This is a genomic window from Streptomyces sp. NPDC091279, assembly GCF_044757465.1.
Taxonomy (GTDB): domain Bacteria; phylum Actinomycetota; class Actinomycetes; order Streptomycetales; family Streptomycetaceae; genus Streptomyces.
Genome location: NZ_JBIVVA010000001.1, coordinates 814,959 through 827,615, shown reverse-complemented (window position 1 = coordinate 827,615; position 12,657 = coordinate 814,959). Strand labels below are relative to the sequence as shown.

General features: G+C 71.8%; 12 protein-coding genes and 2 pseudogenes. 9 read left to right on the top strand and 5 right to left on the bottom strand.

Features of this window, described 5'->3' with window-relative positions:
* Positions 1 to 729 precede the first annotated feature (729 nt).
* A complete protein-coding gene (locus tag ACIQOU_RS03520) occupies positions 730 to 873 on the bottom strand; it encodes a hypothetical protein (RefSeq protein WP_401533481.1) in 144 nt (47 codons plus the stop codon).
* 58 nt (positions 874 to 931) lie between these two features.
* Here ACIQOU_RS03520 and ACIQOU_RS03515 point away from each other — a divergent pair, with 58 nt between their 5' ends.
* From ACIQOU_RS03515 to ACIQOU_RS03485, 7 genes and pseudogenes are all read left to right on the top strand, one after another.
* A complete protein-coding gene (locus tag ACIQOU_RS03515; protein WP_401533480.1) occupies positions 932 to 1,204 on the top strand; it encodes a hypothetical protein in 273 nt (90 codons plus the stop codon).
* Positions 1,205 to 1,351: 147 nt separating this feature from the next.
* Positions 1,352 to 1,831 (top strand): annotated as a pseudogene (locus tag ACIQOU_RS03510) (Gfo/Idh/MocA family oxidoreductase); the annotation flags it as partial.
* Positions 1,832 to 1,865: 34 nt separating this feature from the next.
* On the top strand, positions 1,866 to 2,027 hold the full coding sequence (locus ACIQOU_RS03505; RefSeq protein ID WP_401533478.1) for a hypothetical protein: 162 nt from the start codon (positions 1,866 to 1,868) through the stop codon (positions 2,025 to 2,027).
* Between the two features lie 234 nt (positions 2,028 to 2,261).
* Positions 2,262 to 2,513, top strand: coding sequence for a hypothetical protein (locus tag ACIQOU_RS03500; protein WP_401533477.1), 252 nt, complete (start codon positions 2,262 to 2,264; stop codon positions 2,511 to 2,513).
* A gap of 260 nt (positions 2,514 to 2,773) precedes the next feature.
* Positions 2,774 to 3,481, top strand: coding sequence for a methyltransferase domain-containing protein (locus tag ACIQOU_RS03495; RefSeq protein ID WP_401533642.1), 708 nt, complete (start codon positions 2,774 to 2,776; stop codon positions 3,479 to 3,481).
* Positions 3,482 to 4,381: 900 nt separating this feature from the next.
* On the top strand, positions 4,382 to 7,129 hold the full coding sequence (locus ACIQOU_RS03490) for a LuxR C-terminal-related transcriptional regulator (protein ID WP_401533475.1): 2,748 nt from the start codon (positions 4,382 to 4,384) through the stop codon (positions 7,127 to 7,129).
* A 483-nt stretch (positions 7,130 to 7,612) separates the two neighbouring features.
* Positions 7,613 to 8,122, top strand: a pseudogene (locus ACIQOU_RS03485) (family 43 glycosylhydrolase); the annotation flags it as partial.
* 68 nt (positions 8,123 to 8,190) lie between these two features.
* Here the strand turns inward: ACIQOU_RS03485 and ACIQOU_RS03480 are convergent.
* Complete coding sequence (locus ACIQOU_RS03480) at positions 8,191 to 8,712, bottom strand: hypothetical protein (RefSeq protein WP_401533474.1); 522 nt, start codon at positions 8,710 to 8,712, stop codon at positions 8,191 to 8,193.
* Between the two features lie 31 nt (positions 8,713 to 8,743).
* The gene (locus tag ACIQOU_RS03475) at positions 8,744 to 9,244 is read right to left on the bottom strand and encodes an ATP-binding protein (RefSeq protein ID WP_401533472.1); all 501 of its coding nucleotides are present in this window, start codon (positions 9,242 to 9,244) and stop codon (positions 8,744 to 8,746) included.
* A gap of 206 nt (positions 9,245 to 9,450) precedes the next feature.
* On the opposite strand from ACIQOU_RS03475, the gene ACIQOU_RS03470 reads away from it, so the two are divergent.
* Together ACIQOU_RS03470 and ACIQOU_RS03465 are read left to right on the top strand one after the other, a co-directional pair.
* Positions 9,451 to 9,681 carry a DUF397 domain-containing protein gene (locus ACIQOU_RS03470; protein WP_401533471.1) on the top strand — a complete coding sequence of 77 codons (231 nt, stop codon included), beginning with the start codon at positions 9,451 to 9,453 and terminating at the stop codon, positions 9,679 to 9,681.
* A 165-nt stretch (positions 9,682 to 9,846) separates the two neighbouring features.
* Entirely contained in the window at positions 9,847 to 10,767 is a 921-nt protein-coding gene (locus ACIQOU_RS03465) for a helix-turn-helix domain-containing protein (protein ID WP_401533469.1), read from the top strand.
* A 12-nt stretch (positions 10,768 to 10,779) separates the two neighbouring features.
* On the opposite strand, the gene ACIQOU_RS03460 is transcribed toward ACIQOU_RS03465, so the two are convergent.
* Together ACIQOU_RS03460 and ACIQOU_RS03455 are read right to left on the bottom strand one after the other, a co-directional pair.
* Entirely contained in the window at positions 10,780 to 11,598 is an 819-nt protein-coding gene (locus ACIQOU_RS03460; protein ID WP_401533468.1) for an SAM-dependent methyltransferase, read from the bottom strand.
* Between the two features lie 188 nt (positions 11,599 to 11,786).
* Positions 11,787 to 12,587 (bottom strand): inositol monophosphatase family protein, encoded by an 801-nt coding sequence (locus ACIQOU_RS03455; protein ID WP_401533466.1) that lies wholly within the window; start codon positions 12,585 to 12,587, stop codon positions 11,787 to 11,789.
* Between the last annotated feature and the right edge of the window lie 70 nt (positions 12,588 to 12,657).

Here is a 12,657-nt window from a genome sequence, read left to right as displayed (position 1 = left end):
GCAGCACGCCGGGCTCACCGACGTACGTCTGTGTGGCCGTCGAGCACGGACCACGCCCCTGCGAGCCTGCGAGCAGCCTCGGACTGTACGTCCGCAACGTCCAGCCCCACGCTCAGCTGCCTGGTCACCCCACTGACCATTTCTTACTTCAGTACCGCTCGACTTCACCGCCGCCGTCGGCCGGTTCCTTGCCGAAGGTCACCAGGGTGTCCGCGTGGGACCAGCGTTGCTGGACTCGCCCCGGCCCCCGTGACGCCCGACCTGATCACACTCTCGACGGCCATCGCCGCCGCGCCCATGGCCACCGGCTGGACGGCGGCCCGGTCCGCGCCGACGCCGACCGGGCCCGGCTCCGCTCCCCCGCCGTCCGCGTCATGGCCGTCGGACCGCACGGCGCCCAGTTACCCGGGGCCCGCCCTGCTCGGACTGGCCGTGGACCACGTCTCGGTGGGCGAGGCCGACTCGGCGACCGTGCAGGGCCTCCGAACTCTCGCCGCCGGGGCCACCGCCCCGGTACGCCGCGCCGACCTGCCCGAGCCCGGCGCCATCGGCCTGACCGTCGGCCACGACGGCCACGACGGCCGAAGCCGTACCCGAACCTCGACCTGGACGAGTGGGAGGTCTCGACCTACGACTTGGTGCCGCTGGAGCGGTACATGGCCGAGGCGATGGTCGACAGGCCGCCGCATCCCAGCCTCTGCGGGACGTACTGGCCTCGCGCGGCTGCACCTACTGGTGCACGTTCTGCCCCTGCCGTTCGTCACCCGGATGCGGACGCAGTCGGTCGGCCCGGTGATCGCGGAGATCGACCTCCAGTACGCCGCTGGGCTGACGTCCCAGGTCTTCGTTCTTCCTGGACCAAGTCTCCGGCATCGACAAGGGGTTCTCCTCGCAGATCCGCGGCCGCCTCAAGGGCCGCAACGTCACCTGGGTGGGGCGGACCCGCGTGGAGGTCGTCCTGAAGACCGACGTCCGGCAGTGGGCCGAGGCGGGCTGCCGGGGCGTGTGGCTGGGCGCCGAGTCGTTGTCGGTGGCCGGCATGGGTGTGCACGAACGGGTCACCGAGCAGCAGATCAAGGACGTTCTCCTCAAGGTCAAGGAGGCGGGCAGCACGCCCTTCACGTTTGTGCTGATCGGGCTCTCCGACGGCGCGGCGTGCTGGGAAGGTCGGCTCGTCGACCGGGCGAGCGAGTTGCCCGGCTGATTCGCCGTCAACCAGCTGTTTCCGCGCCCGGCACCCCGCTGTTCGGCCAACTCGCCGCCAACATCAACGGCGTTGCCACGCCCGCCACCTGGGCGGAGGTGCGGGAGCCCACGCGTAGGTAAGGGGAGCGGAATCCGGCCCACCTGGATGGCCAGGAGCGCCATCCGACCTCGCTGCCCGACCAACCGGGCAACGCCTTGGCTGTGGCCTGGTGAGGTGCGCGTGCTGAGGTTCGCGATAGTCGGGGCCGGGTCGAGCGGCTGCTTCCTGGCCCGGCTGCCCACCCGGGACGGCTCGAACCGACCGGGCGGGCGCGGCTGGTCGCGGTCACCGAGACCGAGGTCGCCTACGCGGCCCGGCTGTCGTCGCTGGCCGACGAGACCCCCGAGGCCGTTCCGTCGTCGCCCTCGCAGGGGGCGGGTCGTCGCCAGCCCGGCGAAGGCGCTGACGTCAGCGACGGCGACGGCGGCCGACGTGGGGAGAGGCGACGCGCTCGACGTGCCGGGGCTGCTGACGCGGCCCGACATGGACGGCATCGTGGTGTGCACGCCGAGCGGAAGGTACGCCGAGTCGGCATCGACAGCGCTGCGCGTGGGCGGGCACGTCCTTGTGGAGAAGCCCACCGAGCTGACACCCGAGAGCCGCGGACGAGCTGATCGCCGTGGCCTGGGCGGCGGGCCGGACCCTGGGAGTGGTCTCCCAGCACCAGTTCGACCCGGCCGCCCGGTTCGCCCACAAAGCGGTGGCGGCGGGCCAGCTCACCTCCATGTTGGCCGAACTGGCCCGGTGGCGCGGTCCCGCACACCACGCCTCCGGGACCTGACACGGCACCCGGGCCGTGGACGACGACGGCGCCCTGACGAACCCGGCGAACCACCCCGTGGACCTGGTTCAGTGGCTGACGAGACCGGCGGCGGAGACGCACCGCGTATCCGGCCCCGCCCCGGCATCGAGGTGGAGGAGGCGGCGACCGCGTCCCTGCACTTCGCCAACGGCGCCTGGCACCCTGCCGGCCACCACCACCGCCGCCCATCCGAGGCGCACGCCCCGCCCTGCGGTGCACGGCGACGGCAGCGCGCTCGGCATCGTCGACGAGAGAGCTGGCCTGGCCCATCTGGCCGAGGAGGGCGAACAGGCGGCCCCCTACGGGGCATTCGGGGCTGGCGACCAGTCGGCCGACCATGCCGCAGCCCTGGTCCGCGACACCGCCCGGAACCGGGGTGGCCTGCTCCACCAGCCGCACCACGACCAGCTGGCGGACTTCTGCGGGGCGGTGGGCCAGGGCCGGGCGCCGCTGGCGGCCGGGTGACCGGCGGGACGACGGACGGCGGGCGGCGGTCGGTGGCCGTGGCCGGGACCGCCCACGCGTCAGCGGCCGACGGACGGCCACCAGCCGGCGCCGACCGGGAACAGCAGGGGCGAGAAAAGGGAAACGTGACAGGCGCAACGACCGACGGGCTCGCGGGCGCGAGCAGCATCGGCACCCCCACCCACACCGGCGCCCCGGACGGGAAGCAGGCCCTCACTGGGCTCTTCGCCCAAAGCGCGCCGCACCACGACCGCGTGGGCATGGAGCACATCGCCGACCTCGGGCGCCGACTGCTCGCCCACACCCACCTCGACGCGGTCCAGGGCGTTCTGGACGTGGGCTGCGGCCCCGGCGCTGCCCTGGTGCCAGCCGCCCGGGCGGTGGGCCCCAACGGCCAGGCCACCGGCGTCGACCTGTCGGCCAGCCTGGTGACCCGGGCACGGGAGACGATCGACCGGCACGGCCTGGCACAGGCCCAGATGGTGCGGGGCGACACGGAATCGACCCCCGAGGCCTTGACCGGCGTCGGGCACAGGTCCCCGAACACCGGGATCGCCGGGATCACCGGGATCGCGGCCAGCCTGGCCAACCCGGGCACGGGAGGCAGTCAACCAGCACGACCTGGCACAGGCCCGAATGGTCCAGGACGACACGGAGTCGCCCCCCGAAGCCGCGACCGGCATAACGCACAGGCCCCCGGACCCCGCACTCACCGAGATCGCGACCGGCCTGGTGACCCGGGCACGGAAGGCAATCAACCGACACAACCTCACGCAGACCCGAACAATCCAGGGCGACACAGAATCAGCCCCCGAGACCGCGACCGGTATCGAGGAGAGGCCCCTGGACGCCGTACTCACCGGGATCTGCCCGTACTTGTTCCCCCATCCCCGCCAGGCCTTCCTCCCGCACCCCCCGACAGCCGCCCTCCCCCTACCTGGAACTGCCGCCCCCCGACAGCCGATTGAGGGTGTCCCCGCGAGGTGCGGGCGCCCCAAGCGGAAGCCGCCACCGTCACAGCGAGCGCCCCCTACGGGACGGCCGCGTCCCACCACACGGTCCCGGACGGCAGCCCGTGCCGTTGTTCCGTCGAGGCGCCGCACGCGCTACTCCTGGACGTCGGGGCGCCGATGTCGAGACGGTCGATGAGAAGTGCGTCACCCGTTTCGAGAAACCCGACCGGCGCCGATGGGTGTGGTCGGCGGCGGGGCGGCAGTTCCGGCAGGGCGTGCCCGAGAGGTAGCCGGGTGGACGCCGAGGCGGGGTGGCCGAGGCGGGGTGAACGCCGAACTCACCACGCCGACCACCTCGAACGGAAGCCTCACCAGCACGGAAGCCGCACGGTTCACCCTCGCCCGACGACACGGTTCACCCTCGCCCGACGACACGGTTCACCCTCGCCCGACCGCCCGAGTCACCCCCCGCCCGTCGGCCCGAGTCGCCCCCGCCCCACGGCCCGAGCACCCTCACCCCACGGCCCGAGCCACCCCCGCCCGACCGCCCGGTCCACCTCACCCGACCGCCCCGCCGACCCTCACGGCGGACCGCGTACGCGCCCGGCGAGTTCTTCCAGGATGAGGCAGGTTTCCCACAGGTTTCTGTCAGTAACCCCGAGCGCCGGAATACATGGTGGCCGCAGTCAAGTAATGCCTGCCGGGAGGTGGCACCGACACTGCCGAGCGCCAGCACCGGACGAATCGAGGAATGAAAAGGATCACCATCGAAGGGGCATTGACGGGATCGAAACACGACCCGTTCCACCTTCGGGATACATAGGATACACTTGATCATCGACGCACGGTGACTACCGTGCGTCGATGAATTCAAGAAACAAATGCACTCCGTCAGCATGTGGATAGGACGGCGCGATGAGTGTCCTTTTGGTTCAAGGTGGACCGGGAACTGGAAAAACCCACATCTTATCGGAGCATAAGCGCCGGGCCGCTAATTCGGGCGCCATCTGCGTGGCTGCCACCGGATTCAGGGTCGAGCAACAGATTCGGTTTGCCACACTGTCCCAACTCGCCCACAGCCCTGGAATTCCCGACGACGTACAGTCGTCCCTCCTGCGCTTCATGAACAGCGTGACGACCAGCGGAAAGCTGGACAAGGTGCCCGCCGGGCCGCTGCGGGCGCTCGTCGCCGAGCTGATCTCCGCCGCCGCCCGCGCCCCCCTGTACTTCGCGGTCGACGACGCGCACCACATGGACCCGGCGTCACACGTCTGCCTTCTCTCGCTGGCCCGGCATGCCCGTGGTCACGCCATCACCCTCGCCCTCGCCTACCCGAGGACTTTTCCCGACATCCGCGTGGACCCGCTCGAATTCATGGCGCTGGACGCCGAGTTGATCGAGACCGGAATTCTGCGCCAGGCCGAGGTCGAGGAGACGCTCGCGACGGCGCTCGGCAGGACCGTCGCCGGCCGGGTGACCGACCAGGTGTACCGCCTCAGCGGCGGCAACCCCGCGCTGGTCGACGCGTTGACACGTGACCTGACCCAGGTGGGTCCCGGCGCGGACGGCCTGAGCCTCCCGATGGGCGACGCCTTCCGCAACGCGTACCTCACCACGCTGCTGCGCCACCCGCATCTCGCGGAGTACATCCAGGCTGTGGCGGTGCTCGGGGAGCATGCGACGGTCGCCCGGGTGGCCCGACTGCGGGCCGGTTGCCCGGAGACGACGCGGCTGCACCACGACGACCTGGAGCGCGCCGGTCTGTTGAAGGACAGCCGCTTCCGCTGCCCCGCGACGGCCGACTTCGTGCTCCAGGGCATGGACCCGTTCCTGCTGCAACGGCTGCACGGCCGGGCCGCCGAACTCCTCTTCGCGGAAGGCGCGCCCGCGCCGGTCATCGCCCGCTTCCTGGTCGCCTCCGACACCGCTCCGGACGCGGCACAGGCACGCGTGCTGTTCCACGCCTCGCACCATCTGATCAGCACCGGTCAGGTGGACGAGGCGCTCACGTGTCTGCGCCAGGCGGAGCGCACCGCCCTCGACGTCCGGCACCGCGACAGCGCCACGGTCGAACTGATCCGTGCCCTGTGGGGGGTCAACCCGGCCGCCGCGGAACCCGAGGTGCGCAAGCTGCTCGACGTCCTGGATCTGCGACCGCGCAGCTGCGAGGATCTGCGGCTGCTGGCCGTGTGGTGCCTCTGGTTCAGCTGGGACGGACCGGCCGAGGACATCCTCGCCCGCCTCGCCCAGATCTGCGGCCCCGGCCACTCGCACCCCGAGAAGCCGACGCAGGACTTCCGGAAGCTGGTGGCCATCCTGCGCCCGGCGCTGCTCGACGCCCCGGCCGTGCGGGAGCGATCCCACCCGAAGGACGACGGCGTCGTCGCGCCGGCTCTCGCCGACTCCATGGAGTCGTTGCGGGCCGTCAGCACGGAGCTGAGCACCATCCGGCCCAGCACCGTCGCCCTGCCGTTGGGCAGCCCGGGGTTCGTCCTGCCGCGCACCGACGGCCTGCACGGGCGCCCGTACTGGATGCACGCCGCGCTGTCGGTGCACGTGATGGTGATGCACGGCGACACCCTGCGCTCGGACCAGTACTGCGCCGAACTGCTGGGCCGGCTCCCGCTCGACGGGCTGCACGCCGGACGCGCCTACCTGACCGGGCTGCACGCACACATCCGGTGGTGTCTCGGAGACCTGCGGGGCGCGCTCGAACGTGCCGAGGCGGCGTTGGAGATGCTCCCCGACCACGGCTGGGGCATCGCCATCGGGCTGCCGCTGTCGGTGGCGATCAACGTGTACACGATCCTGGGCGAGCAGGACAAGGCGGTCGCTCTGCTGAAGCGTCCGGTGCCCATGTCGATGCAGGACTCCGTCTTCGGCTCCCTCTACCAGATGGCCTTCGGCCGTTACCTGTTGAGCACCGATCACGCCCACGCGGCGCTGGAGGCGTTCACCTCCGCCGTCCCCACCGGCGCCCCGCTCTACGGCGAGGCGTTCGATCTGCTCGGCTGGCGCAGCTGGGCCGCGGAGGCGTATCTGGCCCTGGACGCGCCGGGCGAGGCACGCCGGATGGCCACCGCGGAACTGGCGGCGCTGGGCGACGGGCCGAGCGAGGCCCGGGGGCGGGCGCTGGCGATCCTCGCCGTGACGGGCGCCCCGGAGGAGCGCCGGGACCTCCTCCAGCAGGCGGAACTGGCGCTGCGTCCCACCGGCAGCCGTCTGACGCTGGCCCACATCCTGGGGCGGCTCAGCCAGGTCGATCTGACGGAGGGGCGTACCGTCGAGGCCCGTGCGCGGCGCAACGAGGCGGTGGATCTGGCCCGGGAGTGCGGTGTGCCGGATCGGTTCCTCCAGGCGCCGTCCGCGTCGTCGCCGTTGCCCGGGCAGTTGCGGCGGGTGGAGAGCGAGCCGGTCTCCCGGCCGACCCGGACGTCTCCGGCGGCCCGGCTGTCGGAGGCGGAGTGGCGGGTGGCGTCGTTGGCCGCGGAGGGCAATTCGAACCGTCAGATCGCGACGGAGCTGTACATCACGGTGAGCACGGTGGAGCAGCATCTGACCCGCGTCTACCGCAAACTCGACGTCCGCCGCCGTTCGGCGCTGGCCGGTCTGCTGAAGTCGTCCCCCCGTGAACAGGAACCTCCGGACGCGTACGTGTCCTGACCCGCGCGAACGGACCCCAGGGGTGAGCGGACGCGGGAGGCGAGGTCCGGCTCTCGCCTGCTCCCCCTCTGGAACGTCCGTGCGGTGCAACGGTGTTGCAACCCCCGGCGCACGAAGGTGGCCTGGGCCCGGGCGGTTCGCGCCGACCGGGGTGACATCGGGTGGCCCGTGCTGTCGGCGGCACGGGCCAGCCGCATGCCCCCACCGCGCGCCGACCGGGCCGAGCCGGTGCGAACTCGGCTTACTGGCAACGACGTTGCCCTCGGCCGGGCGTTCGCCGGGCGGCAGCAGCGCGAGCGGGCCGAGGATGGCGCCGTTCGGGGAACTGGGGATCGAAGCCGTGCGGCGCGGCCCGCTGGGGAAGGCAACGGCCCTTGCCGATAGCCTCATTGAGACCCGACGGCCTCTTGCCTGCCGTCCCGTTCAGCGTTGCGTCGATGGGAGGGAGCCGCGCATGTGCACTCCTCCCCGTAGGGTCCGTCCGACGGCGTGGACGACCACCACCGTCTCCATGTCCTGGAGTCGCGGGGCGGCGACCCGGCGGGCCCGTACCACTTCAGGTCGGCGCTCGTTCCGCCCCACCACACCGCGGACTTCGCCATCGACCCGAGCGTCTTCACCCACGACGGGCACCTGTATCTGGCCTACAGCGGGATCAACTCCTACCAGCACAACGGCCTCAACATCGCCCCGCTGTCGAATCCGTACACCGTGTCCGGGGCCACGGCGACCTTCTCCTTCACCGGGACGCGGATCGCGCTGCTGTCGGTGCGGGACACCGGCAACGGCGTCGCGGCGATCAGCGTCGACGGGGGTGCCGAGCGGCGCGTCGACCTCTACGGCGCGATCCGCACCGGCGAGACCCTCCAGTACGTCAGCCCTCGGCTCCCGTCCGGTCGGCACACGGTGCGGGTGCGGGTGACCGGTGAGCACGACGACCGGCCCCAGGGTTCGTTCGTGAGCATCGACCAGGCCGAGGTGTACACGCACTGACCGAGGCCAGGCCGAACGTCCCTGCCCGGCAGGCCTGTTGAGGTGTCCCGGGCACGGGCGCAGCGGGGTCAGTACGCCCGGCGTCCTGGGCACATGGTCAGTGTGGAGGCCAACTCCTCGGTGGCGCGGACGAGTTCGGTGTCCCGCTCGGCGAGCAGGCGGGGGATGGCGCCGCCGTGGGCGTGGACGGCGTGGTGGGCCGCGGACTCCCAGGCGAGGTGGTCGTCGTGGTGGCGGCGGACCTTGGGGGACGCGGCGGCCACGGTCTCCCATTCGCGGGCGTCCGCGATGCTCCGCAGCAGACGCAGGATCTGCGCGCGACAGGTGACCTGGGGGCGCTGGGCGAGGTCCCAGAGGAAGGGGACGGTGACGGGGGTCGCCTGGCCGACGACGAAGCCGTACTGGCAGATGCGATGGCGCAGCCGGTCGAGGCCGGCCCGCGCGGCGGCGTCGTCGCCCGAGGCGATGGCGGCGAGCAGGAACGGGATCGCGGCGGCGCATCCGGTGGCGTCCCTGATGTCACGCCAGGGCACCTGCCCGACGTCGCAGAACGCTGCCGGGGGCGTCTTGTCCCGCAGGGGGGCACTCATCACACGTCGGACCTTCGTCGTCCCGTCGCTGTCAGTGGTGGGGCCGCGTGGGCAGCAGGGCCCAGACGGTCTTGCCGGTCGGCCGGTCCCTGGTCCAGCCCCAGTGTGCGGCGAGGGCCTCGACGATGTGCAGCCCGCGCCCGGCGCTCTGGAGGGGGCTTGTGAGCTGCGGGTACCTGGGCAGGTCGGCGCCCTGGTCGGTGACGGCGATCAGCAGGTGGGCGGGGCGGCGGGCGAGCCTCAGCCGGATCGCGGCCCCGGTCGCGTCGACGGGGTGGTGCGCGCGCCCGTGCAGGACGGCGTTGGCGGTCAGTTCGGCTGCGACGGCTCGCGCGTCGTCGCTCAGGTGGGCCAACTCCCAGGCGGCCAGCGTGCGTTCGGTGAGGCGGCGGGCCTCGGCGCAGGCGCGGGGCGCGGCGGGCAGGAACAGGGTCGCTGTCCTGGGCGCGTGGTGCGGCGGGAGTGCGGAGGGTATGACGTGCGCTGCCGGGAGCGGGCCTGGCCATGGTGCCGGGTGCGTCAGTAACGCCACGGAGCCTCCCTGAAAGGGTGTCAAAACCGGGCGCCAGTAAGGAGGTTGACGCCTTAGCTAGTATCCACCTCTAGAGCGGACTCCGTGCAATTTCACGGGAAATTGCGTGCGAGGACGGGAACCCGAGCCGCGCGCGGCCGGTCCGACGGAACGGCAACGATCCGTCGGACCGTCCCGCGGGGCGCGATCCACGCGAGGAGAAGGCGATGTCATCAGTTCCGAACGGCGTGCCGGCCAGCTCACTGGACGTCCGCTGGATCAAGAGCCGCCACAGCAACGCCGAGGGCAACTGTGTCGAGGTGGCGGCGCTCCCCGAGGGCGGCGTCGCGGTGCGCAACTCCCGTGATCCGCACGGGCCCGCGCTGGTGTACACGCCGGCCGAGGTGGCCGCGTTCCTCGCCGGGGCGAAGGAGGGCGAGTTCGACCACCTCGTGTGAGACCACCTCGCACGAACCGACGTTGGCTGCGCTGTGGCGGAATCGGCGGCTCCACTCCGGCGGGGCCAGGGGGTTCCGCCGCGGTGGGCCTGTTCGGCCCCGTACGACATCCGGTGGGCCGGTGCGATAATACGTCCTGTCGCCACCTGCCTACCAGGAGCCACGATGTCCTCCGAGTCACCGCGCGTCTCCCGTCTCGAACCGTATCTGCGACGCGCCGAACCCGCCCCGACGTTACTGAAGATGCTGGTCGGGGTGCAGTTGGCGGGTATCCGCGAGGATGCCGGGCTGGCTCAGGAACAGGCGGCCCGTACCGTCGGGTTCAGCCCGGCGAAGCTGTCGCGGATCGAGGCGGGCAAGGGGCGCCGCCCGCCCACGGAGGCCGATGTCCGTTCCCTCCTGACGTGTTACGGCACGGAGGAGTACGAGGTCTCGGTGCTGCTGGAGCTGTTGCGGCGGGCCGGGGAGCCGGGCTGGTGGCAGCGGTACGACAAGCGGCTGCTGCCGGAGTGGTTCGACCGGCTGGTGGGTCTTCAGGAAGCCGCCGTGGCCATCCGTACCTTCGAGATCCAGTACGTTCCCGGCCTGCTCCAGACCCCGGCCTACACGCGTGCGGTGGTGGAGCGCGGGCTGCCGACGGCGACGTCGCGCGAGGTGGAGCGGCGGGTCGAACTGCGGGTCGGGCGAAGCGCGTTGCTGCGGCGCGGGGACGCCCCGCAGATCTGGGCGATCATCGACGAGTCGGTGCTGCTGCGCGTCCTGGGCAGCCGTGAGGTGATGCGTGAGCAGCTCGCGCACCTGGTGACGCTGGCCGGGCTCGCGCATGTCACCGTGCAGATCGTCCCGCTGGACGTGACGAACGCGTCCGCTCCGGCGATTCCGGTCACGTATCTGCGCTTCGGCGGTCTCGATCTGCCGGACATCGTCTATCTGGAGCACATCAGGAGCGCCACGTTCCTGGAGGACCGGGACGAGACGGAGGAGTACCGGGTGACACTCGACCGGCTGGCCGACGAGGCGCTCGACCCGCGTGCCTCGCTGGCCCTGATCCGCGAGACCCTCGCCCGGCGCTACCCGGCGACGTGAGGCGACCCTGCGCTAGCGGAGTCGGGCCACTCCCCCGAACTCGATCCATTCCTGGGTGAGTTGGCGGGGCGCCACCTCGTTGTCGGGGCGCCAGGTGGAGACCTCGACCAGACCGGGAGCCAGCACGTCCAGGCCCTCGAACCACTCGGCGACGTCCTTCTCCTCGCGCACGCGCCCCCAGTTCCCGTGGGTCACCTCGCCCATGAAGCCGGTGACGAAGTCCCGGACCTTCTCGTCGTCGCTGACCAGTTGGCACATGACCAGACAGCTGCCGGGGGCGAGCCGTTCGCGGACCCGGCGGACGACGGCGGGCGGGCCGTCGGTGTCGCTGTCCGGTATGCAGTGGAACACCGAGTTGAAGAGCACGGCCACCGGTCGCGTGAAGTCGATCAGGCGCTCGGTGTCGGGGTGGGTGAAGATGCCCTCGGTGTCGCGCAGGTCGGCCTGGATGACGGCGGTGCGGTCGTTCTGCTCCAGGAGGGCGCGGCCGTGCACCAGAACCATCGGGTCGTTGTCGACGTACACCACGCGCGCGTCCGGGTCGACGGCCTGCGCCAGCTGGTGGACGTTGTTCTGGGTGGGCAGGCCCGATCCATGGTCGACGAACTGCCGGATGCCGTACTCCCCCGCCAGGGTGGCGACGATCCGTTGCAGGAAGCGGCGGTTGTTCAGCGCCAGCGCCCTGGTGCTGGGCACCACCTTGTCCAGTTCCGCGCAGGCCGCCCGGTCGACGGCGTAGTTGTCCTTGCCGTTCAGGTAGTGGTCGTACATGCGCGCGGCTGTCGGCACCGTGGCGTCGATCCTGGTGGACAGCTTCTTCCCGGACTCCATCGTCTCCCCCATGTCCCAGGCCGGGCAGCTCGGTCGAGGGCTCGGCAGGCAGTCATCCTAGGGACGCGGCGGGCGGACCGGCCACCCCTTGATCAGGCTCCGGTTCCGCTGGCCGGAACTCGCCGCCGAAGGGCCCAAGTACCGTTCCGGTAAAGGGCGTTCACCAGCCTGCTGAATGTGACGACCCGTCAACTCCGGGCCCTGCGCAGCAGTTCGGCCGCTTCGGCGGCCACACCTGGCGCCGCCAGCAGCAACGGCTGGTCGTAGACGGGGAGTTCGGGCAAGGCCACCGCGCCCGCCTCGGTGGCGATCAGCAGCGCGGGGAGTCCGTCGACGTGGTGGAACTCGCCGATCGCCGTAGCCACCGCCCGCCCCGCGGCGACCTGGGCCAGCGACAGGGCCGTGGAGCCCATCACCCGTACCGTGCAGTGCCGTGCGGCGAGTTCGGCGAGGAGGGCGTCCATGCCGGGCCAATGGGCGTGCGCCGCCCACTCGGTGAGGAAGACATGGCCGGTGAGGCTAGTGTGCGCGGCGGCCCGCACCGGCCTGCCGTTGAGCCGGGCCCCTCCCCCGCGTACCGCGCTGAACGTCTCCCCGCGCCACGGGTCGGCGACCACGCCCACCAGCGGTGTCCCGTCGGGCGCGGCGAGGCCGAGGGAGAAGGAGCACCAGCCGATGCCGTGGGCGAAGTTGGTGGTGCCGTCGACGGGGTCGACCACCCAGTGCGGGGCGTTCGCGGCGCCCTCGGTGACGCCGTACTCCTCGCCGACGATGCCGTGGGCCGGGAAGGCCTCGCCGAGCACCTCGCGGACGTGCCGCTCGACGAGTTCGTCGGTGTCGGTGACGATGTCCGCGGGCCCGTCCTTCTCCCGCACCTCGTCGACGGGAGCGCTCGCCCCCGCGCGCCGGATCGTCCGCGCCGCCCAGTCCGCCAGCCCGGTCGCGACCTCCAGGGCCCGTTCCAGAGAGATCTCCGGCTCCACGCTCACGCCACCGCCTCCTCGTCCGTCACACTTCGTCGATCCTGTCACCCACGGTCCACGCCCCGCGCGCCGGGCG